Source organism: Lysobacter gummosus, assembly GCF_001442805.1.
Taxonomy (GTDB): domain Bacteria; phylum Pseudomonadota; class Gammaproteobacteria; order Xanthomonadales; family Xanthomonadaceae; genus Lysobacter; species Lysobacter gummosus.
The window spans coordinates 3,152,797-3,168,487 of sequence record NZ_CP011131.1; the positions used below are offsets into that span (position 1 = coordinate 3,152,797).

Sequence of the window (15,691 nt, forward strand, 5' to 3'; positions counted from 1 at the left end):
CATTAACTCATTCGCCTGCCCTGATGAACGCCTGATTCACGGGGCGCCTGCGCTACAGGGGGAGCCTGCTGCGGATACTGCTGTCCCGGCGCCGGGTAGTTGTTGCCACCACTGGCCGGCTGGAACGCGTTATACGGACTGAACTGACCCATCACACCATTGAAGAACGCACCCGCCATCGGTGGAGCGGTGATGATCAGGGCCGACAGAATCGTTCCTAGACCACCCTGCTGCAGCGCCAAGTTCATGATGCTTTCTTTGTCGCCTACTCCCGGTATCAGCTCTGTCACCCAGAATGCCGCACCTACCGCCAATATCAGGTCGATCGAAATCGTGGTCATTACTATCAATACGGCCATCGACATCATGGTCGCTAAACCATAGAACAGCCATTTTTGGAACAAAGCCTTGGTCTGGTCGAATAGCAGACACAGGATGAAGAATGGACCCATGCCTATGAACAGGGCCATAGCGATCTTGTTCAACATCATCGCGATCATCGCCATGATGACTGGCCCGCCCAGCCCCACGCCGATCATGTTCATCGCTTTGTTCTTGGTGTCGTTGGTCATCACGTCTTCGCCGACATCCACCGAACCGACCAGATCGAGGCCTGCCTGAAGGATGGCCAACACCTGATCCATGTCCGCGTAGGGGCCGTCGTCGTCCCGCCCGGTCACCGTCTCACGGATCACGTGGGATACGCCATCGGTCAACGCGCCGTAAGTCGTGTTCGCCGTCACCGCTGTCGTCAATGCAACGCCCACGATCAACACCGATCGCAGCGAGTTCACCACCAGCGCCATCATCGGCTCGCGCGATTGGCCCGTGGCGATGCGGAAGCCCTGCACGACAATCCACAACGTCACCACCGTGGCCGCGACCGCGCCGATGAGCTGCCCTACCCGCTTGAGCAGGTTGGTCTGAAACTTCAGGATCATCTTGTCCAGATGGTCCTTGATAAGGGTGAAGAACTCCATGTTCTGCAGAGCCGCCGTCTGCATATCCATCCAGTCCAACAGCGAACCGGCCCCCAACGATACGGTGTGGATGTCCATACGTCTTTCCATCTCCATCGGCAGGCGTGCCGCCCGGCCGGTTTCTATGCCATTGCACTATCTGCCGTCGCGCCCTCGGCAACGACGGTCAGGATCAAAGATCGCGTTTGCCGGCCTGTGACAGCGCAAACTTCAGCGCCGCGCCCTGAACCACCTTGCCCAGGATCGGCGGCAGGGTGAAACCTTCCTTCTTCGGCACGGGCTTGTTGAGCAGCGCGCGTTGCGCCGTCGCGACCATGTCGTCGTTCAAGGTGTTCAAGATCGCGGTATAGGTATCCAGCGTGTACTTGCCGTTCTGGATGTCGTTTTCCATCTGCGCCTGCAGACGGACCACGTCGTTGGTGTTGGCGTCGAGCTGCCCCTTGTCTGCCGCCGCCGTCAACGTTTTGCGCTTATCCAGCAGACGCTTGATCTCGTCGTCGCGCGTCTTAACGTCCTTGAGCATCTTGACCATCGCATTGAAGCGCAGGTTGCGAATCTCAACGGACTTCTTGCAGATAGCCAATTGCTGCGTTTTCACGCTGCTCTTGCCTTCCTCGCACACTTCGATGCCGTAGTCAGTGGCGCGCTCCCTGAACTCGCCATTGTTGTCGCGGAAGCCGGTGATCGCTCCGAGATTGAAGTTGCCCGGATTCAGCTGGTCGTACTGCTTCTGCAGCGTATTGAGCTGATCCATGAGGCTGTCGTACTGATCCTTGAGCTTCTTCGTCGAAGCCACCAGCTCGGCATTGTTCATGCCCTGGGTGATTTCGGAGGCCCAGATCGCATGCGCCGGCATGGGGGTCAACGCGACCAGACCGACCGATGCGGCCAGAGCCAGGCTCAGTGCCAGGGAGTGGAACGACTGCGAGGAAATCTGCTTCATGATCGGAATCCTTGAATATGAAAGACGGTAGTCCGGTATCGCCCGGCGCTCAGAGATCTCGGGACCTGGCTCCGGCCAGCGCTGCTTTCAGCACCGCGCCCTGGATCACCTTGCCCGCGATCGGCGGCAAACCGAAGGGGCCCTTTTGACTCGCCCCCTTATGCGTCAGCGCCTTTTGCGCGCTTCTCGCCATTTCCTCGTCGAGCGCCGCGATCATCGACGTATACAGCTCCATCGTCATCATGTAGTTCTGGCCGTCGTTGGTGGTCGACGCCCGCGACTGCACGCCGCTGTTGGTGTTGCCGGCAAGCTTGCCGGCATCGTTGGCGCTGGTCAGCCCCCTGCGGTTATTGCGCAAGTCGGCGATCTTCTGGTCGCGCGTTTCCGCATCCTTGAACATTTGCACCATCAGGTTGTAGCGGCGATTGACCAAACGCTGTTTCGCTTGGCAAATCTTGTATTGCTCATCGGCGACGACGCTTTTGCCCTTGCCTTTCCCGCAGACCTCTTCCACGCCGTCTTCCTCGCTGCGCTCCTTGAGGTCGTCGATCTTCACCCGGCTACCGGTCAGTTCGCCGAGCTGGAAGCCGCCCACGTTCAACTGCTCGAAACGCTCGTTCTGCTTCTTCAGCTGGTCCTGCCACGTCGTGTACTTCTCGATCTGGGTCATCGTGTCGGTGACCCATTCGATATTGTTCAGACCCTGGGTGACCTGGCTCATGCAGGCGCCGTAGAACGTCTGCGTGTACGTGAAGTCGTACCAGCACTGGGCCGCCGCCGGACGCGGCGCCAACAGCGCGCAAACGCCGAGCAGCAGCGAACAGAGCAAGGGCCAGGCGGATGATTTGAAGTGCATCGTTCGACTCTCCTTGAGTGGCCGCCCCGGCATCCCAGCCTGGAACGGTTTACAGCGATACAGTCAGTGCCTTGCTATCCCTAAGAACGGATCCCGGCCTGGTCTAGGGTCAGGCCCGCTCCGTCCGTGCTTCCGCGGAGACCGCCTTGCCCTTGCCCGAGCCCTTGCGGTTGGCGTAGAAATCGGCCAGCCACTGCTCCGGGGTCAGGTTGTCCTGGGTGACGCCCGCCTTGATGGCGGCCTTTTCCAGGACGGAATGCATGATTTCGATGTTGTCCGTCGAAGCCGAGATCACCGCCAGAGCGTCGTCCATACCGCGCAGATTAAGCTGGCACACCGTCGCCGCATGGCCCTGCTTGACCAGGAAGCAGCGCGAACGCTCGTCCAGGCTGCGTACCACTTCGAATTCGGCATCGGTGAGCTTGAGACCCTCGATGTAGTCGTCGCGGCTTGCGTTCGGGTTCGGCAACAGGATCAGCGTCGCGGTCTGTTCGATCAGCGAAGCGGAGATGTCGCTGGCTAGCGCATCTTCCGGGCTCTGCGTGGCGAAAATGCCCAGGCCGTTCTGCTTACGGATGGTCTTCTGCTTGTTCTTGGCGAAATCCTTGAGGGCGCCGCCGCCGTCCAGGATCTTCCAGAACTCGTCCATGACGTAGATTAGCGGGCGTCCGTCGATCAATTGCTCCAGACGGTGCAGCAAATAGTTGATGACCGGGACGCGGACTTCGGCATTGTCGAGCACCTCGGTGTAGTCGAACCCGATGATGTTCGCCTTTTCCAGGTTGATCGTATCCACCGGGTTGTCGAACACCCAGCCCAGCGAATTGCCCGCGGTCCACTTGCGCAGGCGCGCATACAGGCCGTCGTCGCCCATGTTGGGCAGGCTCTTCTGCAGGTTGGTCATGCTGCGCAGGTGCACCGGCGTGTCGAGGATGTTCTCGACCGCACGATGGATGTCTTCGTCCTCGCGCGCCGAATACTGGGTCTTGGCGGCCAGCACCTTGATCAGGTCCGAGAGGAACTGGACGTTTTCCTCCGTGTTCTCGCACTGGAACGGGTTGAAACCGGTCGGCTGGCCGTTGTCGAGGGCGAGGTAGTTGCCGCCGCAGGCGCGCACGAAGATCTCCGCGCCGCGGTCTTTGTCGAAGAAGAAGATGGTCGGCGTCGGCTTGAGCTTCTGCACCTGGCTGAGCAGGAAGTTGATCAGCGCGGTCTTACCGGTACCGGACTTACCGATCACCATAGTGTTGGCGATGGCCTTCTCGCCGAGCGAATTCTCGGCCGGATGAGTGGCGTGGAAATTGAAGTAGTACGGCTGGCCGTTGGTGGTCTGCAGCGTGGTGACGCTGTCGCCCCAAGGATTGTTGTGCTGCTTGCCGGTGGCGAAGTTATGCAGCGGCGACAAGCCGAGGAAGTTCAGCGAGCTGACGTTGGCCAGGCGGGTGCGGTACTTCCAGTTGCCCGGGAACTGCGAATAGAAGGACGCGGTGACCGCCAGGTCTTCCTTGGCCGAGACGAAGCCGGCGTTGGACAGTTCGGCGCGCGCGGAGGCGATCTGCGCCGAGAGCTTTTCCTGGCTTTCGGCGTAGACGGCGAAGGTGAAGTGGTACTCGCCGAGCACGAAGTTGCCCGAGGCCAGCTGATCCATTGCGTAGTCGAGTTCGACGATCTGGCTGACCGCCTTGTCGCCGGAGGACACCATCATGCCCTTGGTGCGGTCGAGCGCCTTGAGCGCGTCCTGACGGCCCATCGGACTGAAGGAATGGGTAATGACGTACTCGAAATCGAGATACTTCAATCCATTGAGGATGCCGGGATAGGTGCCCTCGGCAAACTCCTTGATGTTGAGGATGGCGCCGAAATGATTGGCGCCGGTCGGCGTGGTCACGACGAAATCGCCGCTCTTGGCCGAGAAGGTCAGGCGGCTGACCGGCAGATAGTTGTAGACCGGCGCACTGAGCACCGGTACCGGCTCGTCCAGGCGGTTGAGCAGATAGCCGAAGAACTCCAGGGCCTCGGAGAAGACGATGCCGTTCTTGGCTTCGTACATGCTCAGGCGGACCGGCGCATAGTCCTTGATCACCGCCTCGACGTTGCCGGCGAGTTCCTGGATCTTGTTGATCGCCTCGTCCTGCTGGTCCTGCAGCCGCTGCGTGCTGGTGGACTTCTCGACGAAACGCTTGCTGCCGACGATCGGGCGGTAAATCATCGTCAGGTACAGCTCGTTCTGCATCAGCTTCTGCGCCGACAACGAGGCGAAGTAACCGTCGGACAAGTCCTGGTTGAAAAGCTGGTCGAACTTGTTTTCGGTCTTGATGCGGCGGCGGCGGCGCAGATCGTGCACCCAGAACGCCACGTTGGTGAAATCCGGCGCGCGCAGGGTCTGCAGCAACCGGTTGAAGGTGTTGTGGCGGTGCTCCAGCTCCCACTCTTCACGGCCGACGAACGGCAGACCGCCCAGACGCCACACCATCAGGAAATCGCCACCGGTGGTCTTGAGCACGGTGGGCGCCACATGCGTGGACAGCGGGATGAATTCGCTGATGGGGGTATCGGGTGTGAACATGAAGAGGCTGGCGTATCCGTTGAGGTGGGAAACGAATCGGGTGTCGCTGCCGATGCCGGGACCTAGCTAATGCATGGCCCTGAGTTGGCCGCAGCCACCATGCGCGAACGCATGGCGGCTACGGTCATCATCAGCTTTTCTTGTCGCCCGGGTTGCGATAGTAGTTGGGCGTGAACACCCACATGCCCTGATGCTGCTGCAGGTTCCGCATTCTGAAACGGAACTGCAGCCGCAAGCCGAGCAGGCGGAAGATCATTTCGTCGCGACGCGCCATCTGACGCATGATGAAGATCACGACCGGCAGCAAAACTATGAAATACATATTCGCGTAGAACGTGATCAGCAGGCAGCTGCCCGCGCCGAACACGAACGGGACGTACGGCACGCCCAGGAACATGGGCGGGCGCGTACAGCCCCGGAAAAGCACGTTTTTATGCATAGTTCTGCAGAATCATGTGCACGACGGCCTTGCCGCCTTCGTTCAGCTTGGAATCGTCCGGAATGACCATCTTGGCCAGCTGGGCCGAAGCGCCGATCAGGAAGCCGCCGATCAGAACCGGGGCGACGTCGGAGATCTTGCTGTGGGCGAACGCGATCTTGTAGCCGGCGAAGATCACCGCGATGGTGACGACGGCGATCGAGGCGATGTTCAGCAGCGAGTTCAGATTGGTGAAGAAGTTGCTGACACGGCTCTTCGCGTCGGTCTGAGCGAAGCCGACTTCCGGCAGCATCAGCAGGACGACGAAAGCGGTGGCCATGGCGAAGGCCGACAGGAAGTTCTTGAAATAAATGTTGGAGTTCATGAGATATCCCTTCTGTTCGTTGTGGGCGTAGTCGAGCTAGGTACGTGGGTGATGCAGTCGGTGGAGGCGAAACGGGTTCGGATCGATACGGATTCAAATGCTGGAAACGGATTCAACCGGAAGCGGATCGATTACTAAAAGACAAAAGCCTGGTCGCCGCCTTGCGAGGGCGTTTTTTGCGCCGGCGCGTTGCTGGTCACGCCCGGCCTTACCAGCGAGACGGTGACCGGTTGCTGCGGTTGAGGCACGGCGGCGGCCACGGGCGCCATCGGCGCCGGAGGGGCTGCCATCGGCATCGCCGCGGCAAGGTTGGAAGGCTGAGCGGACGCGGCCACCAGCGCCGAAGCGGCGGCCTGGGTCGCGGCGGTGTCCGGCTCGCGCACGCGCGAGGCGATCAACGCGTCCATGCGCGAGGAACCGCTACGGCGGGCCGGTGCATAGATCGCGGCCGCGGCCGGCGCCATCGTCGCCGCTTTCATGCCGCTGGAAGGCTGCTTGGGATCGCCGATTACCGCGATGGCTTCGACACCGGCCCCAAGGGCCTGGTTGCCGCGCATCGAGGCGTAGATCTTCTGCACGTAACCGTGGCGGAACCCGGTGACGAAATTGCCGGAGTAGTAACAGCTGAAGGATTTACCCCAATCCTGCGAGCGCTGATAGCACTCGGCGAGGATGCGCGAGCCGGCTTGCAGATTGGGGCAGACCTCGAAGGCCTTCTCGTAGGAATCCAGGCCGTACTTGCCGAGGTTGTAGCGATTGACCTGGGCGACGCCAAGGGAAAAGTTGTAGCCACGGCGTTCGAGCATGCGCACGGTGGCGACCGCTTCGGGCAGAGTCTTGGGCTGGCGCACCAGACGGCCGCCCACCACGCCGATGGCATAGGGATTGAAGGACGATTCCACGCGCACGACGTGATGCATCACTTCGTGCGGAACCGCCAAGCCCGTGCAATTTGTCAGTTCTATACCGGGCAACATTCCCTAGTCCCCCCCTGCGCCAATCCTGGCAACAATTCCTTTCACTATTAAACGGATACCGGCGGTGCTGCGAACCCAAGCCGCCGACATTATCATTCACGCGGCAGCCAGCTTTGTCAACGAAACCACTGCCCGGCTGTCGTCAATTCGCCGCCAGTTGACGCTCCGGACTGAAGTCGATGCCGGTGATATAGCGTTGCCCCGCATGGGCCTTGATGTGCACGACGATATCGATCGTCAGCTGCAACAAACGCTTGATCACCGCGAACTCCAGGCCGGACCCCTCGGCCGAGGCCTTCACCATCAGCGACAGCTGGTCCCAGGTCTGCGCCGTGCTGCCAGCGTGGCAGCTGGTGATGGAACCTGGATGACCGGACGCACAGTTTCGGATGAAGTAGAAGGACTCGTCGCCGCGCAACTCGGCCAGGATGATCCGGTCCGGCTTCATGCGCAGGCACGCTTCCATACAACTCTTGGCCGTGACGTTGCTGGTGCTTTGTCCACCTTTCGAGTAGAGCAAGTGCACGACATTCGGCTGCGTGATGAATAGTTCACGCGCGTCTTCGATCGTGACCAGCCGTTCGTAGTCAGGAATGTGACCGACTAGCGATTTCATGAAGGTGGTCTTGCCGCTGCCGGTGGCGCCGGCGACGACGATGTTCTTTTTGTACTGCACCGCTTTCTTGAAGAATTCGGCGTAGTTGCGCTGGGCGCGGATTTCCAGCAGCTCGCGATCGTGCTCGCTGACCGATGCGGTGGTCTCCAGGATCTGCTCGAAGAAGCCGTCTTCCTGGTACTGCTGCAGGGTCTTGCTGTGCTTGGACGGCAGACGAATGGTGATCGAGACTTTGCCCGAGTCGCAGGCCGGCGGGATCACGAACTGGGCGCGTTGGCCGGTCGGAAAGGTCAGAGAGACCACCGGGTCGGCATCGGTGATGCGCTGCCCGGTGTTGCTCTCATTGACCACCGCGGTGCAGAACTGCCGGGCCCGATCGAAAGTCAGGCTCGGCACTTCCAGACGCTCCCAACCGGCACGGGTCTCCAGGTACAGCTCGCCCGGCCGGTTGATGCAGATTTCCGTGACGTCCGGAGAACTCATGTACTCCAGGATGCCGAGCACCTGGTACTGATACTCCAGGAAGTCGTTGGAAACCTGCGCGATCGGTGAATTATCAGAATCCATCTCAGCGCAGTACCGAGGAGAAGTCCACGTCCTTGGCGACGTAGATATTCACCACCGAACCCTGGTTCACGGTGACGGTCGCGGGACGGTTGACGCTCTTGTCCAGCGCCTGGTTAGCCAGACGTTCCATCGCCCGCGCCGTGTTGCTCTCGTAGGGCTGGGTGATCACGGTGCCGCCCTGGGTGACGGTGGTGCTTTCCGGGCCGTTTTCCGCCGCCGCGTACTTGAACGCGTCGCTGATCAGGCTGATCAGCAGCGCCGAAGCGATGCGGCTGCCCCAATGCGCGTCGTACTGGCCCGGGATGCCCGCGCCGCCGAGGCCGTCGATGCCCGGGCTGGCCATGTTCACGTCCAGGCCGGTCGGGGTGGTGATGCGGTCCCACAGCACGGCCACGCGCTTGAGGTCGCCGGCGTTGCCCTGGTAACGACCGGACACCTTCGAGCCCTTCGGCAGCAGCAGGCGACGGCCGTTGACGGAATACACCGGCTCGGTCACCACGCACGAGGAGAAGCCCGGGATGTCGGTGACGATGCGGGTTTCCATGATGCAGCGGATGTACGTGCCACGCAGCAACAACGTGTCGGGGTTGTACAGCGGCTGAGCCGACGCGACTTCCGGCTTCTCCGGCTGCGCGGCTTGACCGCCCTGCCCGTTCTGCGCCGCGACCATCGCCAGATACTGCTGGCTGGGCGTCATCGCCGAATTTTCGCCACCCTGGCCACCGCCGGAGGAACCCACCTCGCCCGCCATGCGGCGTTCGAGCAGGCTCGGACCACGATCGCGCGGTTCGGCTTCGGCGACGGTGCCCTGCGACTCCGCCTGTTCCGGCGGCAGCGGCGGCACCATGCCGATCGGATCGGCCGCCACGGTCGGCGGCGGCAACGGCGGCAACGGCGTGGACTGCGTGCCTACCGGTGCCTCCGGCACGTTGACGACTTCCTCGTCCACTTTCTTCGGCTCTTCGTTACCGGAGGTAGCGCTCTTGAGCAGGAAGAACGCGGCCGCCAGCAACAGCAGCACGATAGCGCCGAGGAACAGCAACGCCTTGCGGTTCAACCGCTGTACGTCGGCGCTCTTGAGCATGGGCGCGTTGGCGTCCAGGTCCGGCGCGTCTGCCGCGCCGCCCTGCTGACCGTAGTAGGGATTGGCGCCGGCGTAGCCGTAGCTGCCGCCTTCCTGCGGAGTGCCGTTGTTTCCTTCGGGCTGACCCGGCTGATTGGGAGGCATGTTCTGGCTCATTTCTGCTTCTTCCTGCGCAGACCGACGACGTTGTTGCCGTGACGGATGATCAAGTAGGGGTACGTGCCGTGGACCACGATGGTGTTGCCCTCGACCGTGGTGTTGACGACGAAGTCTTCACCGCTTTCGCGCTCGCGTCCGAACACCGCCGGGAAGTTGCCGGTCGGCAGGTTCTTGAGCCCGCTGATCTTGACGTAGGTGAACTGGCCGTCGTCGTACACGTTGCTGGGCACCAGCCAGGATTGCTTCTTGCGGCTGGAGTATTGGTAGTCGAAGTTGTACAGGCGGTTCTTGTCGAGCCGCGTGTTCAACTCCGTCATCGGCTGGTCTTCTTCGCTGGCTTCCTTGGCCGCGGAGAATTCGGTGCCGTTGGGGTACACGAACTTGATCTTGTACTGCACGCCGGCCTGCTTGGCCTGCTCGAGCACGCGCCAGTCGGTCGCCACCACCTTCAGTTCCAGGATGTACGAGTGGGTCGTCGTCCGGATCATCATGTTGGTGTCGACGTCAACGTTCTTCGGCTTCAAGTAGAAGATGTTGTCGCGACGGCTCAGATCCCAACCGCTGCTGAAACCGGTGCTGTAGTCGAGGATGTTCTCGCTCGGACTCAGTTCGATCTGGGTGGTGATGCCCAGGCCGGTGCGCACTTGGTAGATGCGGTTGGATTCGTACTCATATTCCTGCACCACCTGCGCTGAGGCAGGCAGGGCCAGACCGGAGACCGCCAACAAAAACAGGGCGATCAGACTGTGTTTACGCAAGCAGTTCATCGGGTGCTGACTCCATTCGCAGTACCGGTCGGTGCGGGTGCAGGTGCCGTCGGCGCGCCGGCCGGACTGGCGGGATTCGGGGCCGGCGCCACGCCGGGTTGCGGCGCGACGCCTGGCTGCGGCGCAACGCCTGGTTGCGGCGCGACACCGGGCTGTTGGGGTGGGACGGTGCCCGGCGGATACGCGGCCGGAGCCGGTGCCGCGCCCGGGATGGGCTGGCCGGTGGCCGGATCGATCGCCGGCGCGGCCGCAGCCGCAGCCGCAGCCGGGACGCCGCCCGCGGCGGGCGGCGAGCCGACCGGGAATTCCGGAGCGGCCGGCGGCGACGGCGCGTAATCGTTGTCCACGCGGTAGCTGGTGACCTGGAAGCCCAGCGGATTGAGGACGCGATTGGTCTCGTCCATCTTCAGGTTGGACTTGTAGGTGTATTCGATCGCCGCGATCTTGCTGTCGATCGGAAGCTGGGTGCCGCTTTCCTTGTTGAACAAGCTGCGCTGGAAGCGAACCGAAGCGGTCTTGACCGCGCTGTCGCCGGCGGCGGCATGCAACTGGATGCTGAGGATGCGCACGCGGATCGTCTTGCTCTTGCCGAACAAGGTGATGGGGTTCTGCGGGTTCGAGCCCAGGTACACGTTCTCGTAGGACTTGGTCACGTAGGGCGAGCCCATCGCGAACACCGTCGCCCAGTCGCGGTCGCCGATCTGCGAGTAATCGTAGGATTCGCGCGCCATCACGAAGTGCGAGATGTTGCTCTTGTTGATCGCCTCGCTGGAGGTGATGCTGTTCTCGCTGAAATCGTCGCGCAGCCGCGCGACCGTGACCGTACCGGTGTAGGCGTCCGCCATGACCAGGTACGGGACCTTTTCCTTCAAGGGCAGGAAGTAGAAATAGCCGCCTGCGAGGATCAGCGCCATCACGATGGACGTAAACGCGACGATCCATGCGCGCTTCTCGCTGCGCCGGGCCATATCGGCAACGGTGACCTCGAAGTTGGCCGCCTTGGCTATGGCGTTTTCCACCTGCGGAGTTACGTTCTTTTTTCCGAACATCTATGCTGCATCCATATCGATGGAAATTCGCTGCGCACCGATCGGATCCGGATCCGATCGGTGCGATGTCTTCGCCTGAGTGCGACGACGGCCGGTCAGGGCGTAGGCGCCGCGACGGTGGCGTGCGAGGAGGCGTCGGAGCCGCCGGAGGACGCAGACGGAGCGGCCGGCGCGGACACCGCCGAACGCACCACGATCTGGTCGCCTTCGCGGGCGATCAACACACCATGGCCGGCGTACGCGGTGTTCAACTGCGCGACCGCGTCCGGCAGGCTGGTGGTGTTGATCTGGGCCACGCCCTGATGCAGGGTGAAGTCCGAGTAATGCTGGTAATCCAGCTTCAGGTTCGAATCCTTCGCCCAGCGCGTCAGCATGTTCTTCAGCGTGCCGTCCATCGGCGACGGATAGAACACGTACGACTTGTGCAGCGGAATTTCGTCGGGCATCTCGGCGTAACGATTCACCGGTTTCCAACGGCCGCCGAAGTCGGGCGCCGGGCGAGTGGCGCAGCCCGTCAGCGCGACCGCCAGCAGAATCGCGGTCCACAGACGCGGGCTGATTGCAATTGAATTTCTCACGCTTTCCCCTGCCATAGGTTGATCTTGTGCGCGCAGTCGTCCGGACGGTGCCTTGGCGCCGGCCTATTCGGGCACAAGCGCATGGCACCGTGTTTGCGGTGTTATCGGAATTGAGGCGGCCAGACTAAGGCCGACCAAACTGAGACAAAGGACACGCTTCTTGCATGCGGGCGCATAACGTCTGCCCGCGCTGCATCAGGCGGCGACTGCATGACCGTGCCGGACGCACGGTTCACGATGATCGTTCTGTCCATGAACTCCCCCTACTGACGACGAACTCTTTCCGAGCGTTAGCGACACTCGTACCCAAAGAGTAGACCGAACCTGAAGCTTACGACAAGAGTGTATGAGATATCCATCTCAAGAATGCAATTAAAGTGCGACCAACCTCTTGATAGCGGCGTCCAATGTGGCCCGATTCTTGGCGAAGCACAGCCGCGCCAATCGTTGTCCGTGCGGCGGCGACTCGTAGAACGGCGACAGCGGGATCGCCGCCACACCCTTGTCCACGGTCAGCCAGCGGCAGAACTCGGCATCGGCCAGATCGCTGACTTCGGAGTAGTCCACCAACTGGAAGTACCCGCCCGGCACCGGCAACGGCTTGAGCCGGGTGGTCAATAGTTGCTCGCGGAAACTATCGCGCTTGTCCTGATAGAACGCGCCGAGCCCCAGATAGTGCTCGGGCTCGGCCTCGATCATCTCCGCGAACGCCCACTGTGCCGGGGCGAAACTGCAGAAACTATTGTACTGATGGACCTTGCGCAGTTCGGCCGACAAAGCGGCCGGTGCGATGCAGTACCCAATTTTCCAGCCCGTGCAGTGATAGGTCTTGCCGAAGCTGGACACCACGAAGGCACGCTCGCGCAGCTGCGGATAGCGCAGCACCGACTCGTGGCGGCGGCCGTCGAAGACGATGTGCTCGTAGACCTCGTCGGACAACAGCCAGATGCCGGTGTCGTGCAGCAGTTCGCCGAGCCGGGCGATGTCGTCGGCATCGAACATGGCGCCGGACGGGTTGTGCGGCGAATTGATCATCAGCATGCGGGTCTTGGGCGTCACCGCCGCGCGCACCCGATCCCAATCCACGGCGAAAGTGCGCGGATCCAGCGGCACGTGCACGGCGACGCCGCCGGCCAGATCGATCGCCGGCTCGTAACTGTCGTAACAAGGATCGAGCACGATCACTTCTTCGCCCGGACGCACGACCGCATGAATCGCGTCAAATATCGCTTCACTGGCGCCAGACACCACGGTGATGTCGCTGTCGGCGTCGGGGCGGTAGCCGTAGCAGGCCTCGGTCTTCGCCGCGATGGCCTGGCGCAACGCCGGGATGCCGGTCATCGGCGCGTACTGATTCTTGCCCTCGCGCATGGCGCGGTTGAGGGCCTCGATCAGGCGCTCGGGGACATCGAAATCCGGGAAGCCCTGGCCGAGGTTCACGGCCTGGTGCTCGAGTGCGAGCTGCGACATCACGGTGAAAATGGTGGTGCCGACTTTCGGCAGCTTGGTGGCTAGCGTCATGAGCTGGAAACGGGAGGCCTGCGAGGAGGCCGAGTGTACGGAATGTGGGTTGCGGTTCGTTAGACCGGCCGCGGCGGCGGCGATGACGCCCGGACATATCCATATGTCGCCGCAACGGTGGACAGACCGGCCGCTCAGGGTTCAGCGTCGGCACGACGCCCGCTCGTCGGCGCCGTTTGCACTGCCGCAATCGTCCCGGGAGACTGCTGACATGCGCCAATTGCAGGTCGTCGATGCCGCCGAACTCGCGCTCGCCTACGCCGCGGCAGAATACGCGGTAGCCCTGGACGGCGACGCGTTGCCGCTGCGGGTCGGCCGTCCGGCGCGGGATCTGGAAGCTTACTGGCCGGCCGCGCGCTATGTGTTCGTGAGCGCCTGGAACCCGGCCTCGCAGCCGCATTCCGACAGCGCCAACCAGACCGCCGACGAGCGCCTGGTCGCGCGCCTGGTCGCCGCGGGCGTGCAGCGCCACGCCGCCTGGGCCCAGGACCAGACCGGCCAATGGCGCGAACCGGGCTGGCTGCTGGCCGATCTCGACGATGCCCTCGCCAACGCCCTGGCCCGAGACTTCGGCCAGGCCGGCGTACTGGCCTGGCGACGCGGCGAACCGGTGCGGCTGCGGATGCTGATCGCGCGGCCGCCGGACGCGGAGTCGGCGGAACATACCGATTGGGTCGAGGACTGACCAGCCGCCGCGGCCCGTACATATATATGTGTCGCCCGCCCGGCGGCCGCCCCGATCACCCCCGCCGGTCCGCCGCGACGCCCCGCCACGGTTATGGGCCCGGCGACTCGCATAAAATGCCGGTCCCGCGGCCCCGTCGGCCGTATGTCCCTGACTGATGCCCTCTTCCGAACACCACGCTCCGCCGCTGCTGCAGGCCCGCGGCCTGCGCTTCACGCGCAACGACGATCCCGTGTTCGGGCCGCTGGACTTCGCCGTCGATGCCGGCGAAGCCTTGCTGGTGCAGGGCGACAACGGCGCCGGCAAGACCACGCTGCTGCGGGTCCTGGCCGGACTGCTGCGGGCCGAGGAAGGCGCGATCGAACTCGACGGCCACCCCTCCGACCCGGCCCGGCGCGCGCGCGCGATCACCTACCTGGGCCACCTGCCCGGGCTCAAGGCCGACCTGAGCGCAATGGAGAACCTGGATTTCCTGTGCGGCCTGCAGGGCCGCCGGCGCAGCCAGTTGCCGTCCAACGCCCTGGCCATCGTCGGCCTGGCCGGCTATGAAGACGCCCTCGCCCGCCAGTTGTCGGCCGGGCAGAAGAAACGCCTGTCGCTGGCCCGGCTGTGGATGTCGCCGGCGCCGCTATGGTTGCTGGACGAGCCCTACGCCAACCTGGACCTGGAAGGCATCGAGCTGGTCAATCGCATGGTCCAGGCGCACCTGCGCGAAGGCGGCGCGGCGCTGGTGACCACCCACGGCGCCTACGCGGCGCCGCCGGTGCGCACGCGGCTGTTGGTGATGGAGAAGGCCGCATGAACACGCAGATCAAGTCGTTCGCGCAAACGCCCAGCGACGGCGCGGCCATGCCCGGCCTGATCGGCTCGGCCCGCGCCCTGCTCGCGCGCGACCTGCGCCTGCTCTGGCGCCGCCGCGGCGACGCGCTGCAGCCGGCGCTCTTCGCGCTGCTGATGGTGGTGCTGTTCGCGCTGGCCCTGGGCGGCGAGAAACAGGCCTTGTCCCGGGTCGCGGCCGGGGTGCTGTGGCTGGCCTCGCTGCTGGCCGGGCTGTTGTCGCTGGACACCTTGTTCCGCGGCGATGCCGAAGACGGTTCGCTGGAGCAATGGATGCTGGCGCCGGTGCCGCTGGGCTGGCTGGTCGCGGTGCGCACCTTCATGCACTGGGCTACCACCGCGCTGCCGTTGCTGATCGCGACCCCGTTCCTGGGCGAACTGCTATACCTGCCGCACGAGCAACTGCCGGTGCTGCTGGCCTCGCTGGCGCTGGGCACGCCGCTGCTGAGCCTGCTCGGCGCGGTGGTCGCGGCGCTGACGGTCGGGATGCGGCGCTCTGGTATCCTGGTCGCCTTGTTGGCGCTTCCGTTGTACGTTCCAGTGCTGGTGTTCGGTGCAGGCAGCGTGGCCCGCTCGGCCCAGGGACTGGACCCGGTCGGCGCCCTGTTGCTGCTGGCCGCCGGTCTGGTGGTAGCGCTGCTGTTGGCTCCGCTGGCGGCGGCGGCGGCGATTCGCATCGCGCTGAACTGACGGCGCGGTTGCA

General features: G+C 63.2%; 16 protein-coding genes. 3 read left to right on the top strand and 13 right to left on the bottom strand.

Features of this window, described 5'->3' with window-relative positions; all coding sequences use genetic code 11:
* Positions 1–2 precede the first annotated feature (2 nt).
* From LG3211_RS12685 to LG3211_RS12745, 13 genes are all read right to left on the bottom strand, one after another.
* Positions 3–1,058: a TrbL/VirB6 family protein gene (locus LG3211_RS12685; protein ID WP_187313008.1), complete on the bottom strand. Its 1,056-nt coding sequence runs from the start codon at positions 1,056–1,058 to the stop codon at positions 3–5.
* Between the two features lie 94 nt (positions 1,059–1,152).
* Positions 1,153–1,923 carry a TrbJ/VirB5 family protein gene (locus tag LG3211_RS12690; protein WP_057943169.1) on the bottom strand — a complete coding sequence of 257 codons (771 nt, stop codon included), beginning with the start codon at positions 1,921–1,923 and terminating at the stop codon, positions 1,153–1,155.
* Positions 1,924–1,972: 49 nt separating this feature from the next.
* Entirely contained in the window at positions 1,973–2,779 is an 807-nt protein-coding gene (locus tag LG3211_RS12695) for a hypothetical protein (protein WP_057943170.1), read from the bottom strand.
* A 109-nt stretch (positions 2,780–2,888) separates the two neighbouring features.
* Positions 2,889–5,345, bottom strand: a complete 2,457-nt coding sequence (locus LG3211_RS12700) for a VirB4 family type IV secretion/conjugal transfer ATPase (RefSeq protein ID WP_057943171.1) — start codon at positions 5,343–5,345, stop codon at positions 2,889–2,891.
* 130 nt (positions 5,346–5,475) lie between these two features.
* Positions 5,476–5,784, bottom strand: coding sequence for a VirB3 family type IV secretion system protein (locus tag LG3211_RS12705; RefSeq protein ID WP_083512509.1), 309 nt, complete (start codon positions 5,782–5,784; stop codon positions 5,476–5,478).
* Positions 5,777–6,148: a TrbC/VirB2 family protein gene (locus LG3211_RS12710; protein WP_057943173.1), complete on the bottom strand. Its 372-nt coding sequence runs from the start codon at positions 6,146–6,148 to the stop codon at positions 5,777–5,779. Before LG3211_RS12710 ends, LG3211_RS12705 begins: the two co-directional genes overlap by 8 nt.
* Positions 6,149–6,282: 134 nt before the next feature.
* Positions 6,283–7,125, bottom strand: coding sequence for a lytic transglycosylase domain-containing protein (locus LG3211_RS24885; RefSeq protein ID WP_083512510.1), 843 nt, complete (start codon positions 7,123–7,125; stop codon positions 6,283–6,285).
* Between the two features lie 142 nt (positions 7,126–7,267).
* The gene (gene virB11 / locus LG3211_RS12720; RefSeq protein WP_057943174.1) at positions 7,268–8,308 is read right to left on the bottom strand and encodes a P-type DNA transfer ATPase VirB11; all 1,041 of its coding nucleotides are present in this window, start codon (positions 8,306–8,308) and stop codon (positions 7,268–7,270) included.
* A 1-nt stretch (position 8,309) separates the two neighbouring features.
* Positions 8,310–9,548, bottom strand: coding sequence for a TrbI/VirB10 family protein (locus LG3211_RS12725; RefSeq protein ID WP_057943175.1), 1,239 nt, complete (start codon positions 9,546–9,548; stop codon positions 8,310–8,312).
* Positions 9,545–10,318 (bottom strand): TrbG/VirB9 family P-type conjugative transfer protein, encoded by a 774-nt coding sequence (locus LG3211_RS12730; protein ID WP_057943176.1) that lies wholly within the window; start codon positions 10,316–10,318, stop codon positions 9,545–9,547. Before LG3211_RS12730 ends, LG3211_RS12725 begins: the two co-directional genes overlap by 4 nt.
* Positions 10,315–11,367 (bottom strand): VirB8 family type IV secretion system protein, encoded by a 1,053-nt coding sequence (locus LG3211_RS12735; RefSeq protein ID WP_083512511.1) that lies wholly within the window; start codon positions 11,365–11,367, stop codon positions 10,315–10,317. Before LG3211_RS12735 ends, LG3211_RS12730 begins: the two co-directional genes overlap by 4 nt.
* Before the next feature lie 95 nt (positions 11,368–11,462).
* Positions 11,463–11,945, bottom strand: coding sequence for a hypothetical protein (locus LG3211_RS12740; protein WP_235114523.1), 483 nt, complete (start codon positions 11,943–11,945; stop codon positions 11,463–11,465).
* A gap of 372 nt (positions 11,946–12,317) precedes the next feature.
* The gene (locus tag LG3211_RS12745; protein ID WP_057943178.1) at positions 12,318–13,466 is read right to left on the bottom strand and encodes a pyridoxal phosphate-dependent aminotransferase; all 1,149 of its coding nucleotides are present in this window, start codon (positions 13,464–13,466) and stop codon (positions 12,318–12,320) included.
* Between the two features lie 211 nt (positions 13,467–13,677).
* On the opposite strand from LG3211_RS12745, the gene LG3211_RS26400 reads away from it, so the two are divergent.
* From LG3211_RS26400 to ccmB, 3 genes are all read left to right on the top strand, one after another.
* A complete protein-coding gene (locus tag LG3211_RS26400) occupies positions 13,678–14,151 on the top strand; it encodes a DUF3293 domain-containing protein (RefSeq protein WP_057943179.1) in 474 nt (157 codons plus the stop codon).
* Between the two features lie 157 nt (positions 14,152–14,308).
* The gene (gene ccmA / locus LG3211_RS12755; protein ID WP_057943180.1) at positions 14,309–14,953 is read left to right on the top strand and encodes a heme ABC exporter ATP-binding protein CcmA; all 645 of its coding nucleotides are present in this window, start codon (positions 14,309–14,311) and stop codon (positions 14,951–14,953) included.
* Positions 14,954–15,000: 47 nt separating this feature from the next.
* Positions 15,001–15,678 (top strand): heme exporter protein CcmB, encoded by a 678-nt coding sequence (ccmB, locus tag LG3211_RS12760; protein WP_057945457.1) that lies wholly within the window; start codon positions 15,001–15,003, stop codon positions 15,676–15,678.
* Positions 15,679–15,691: the final 13 nt, after the last annotated feature.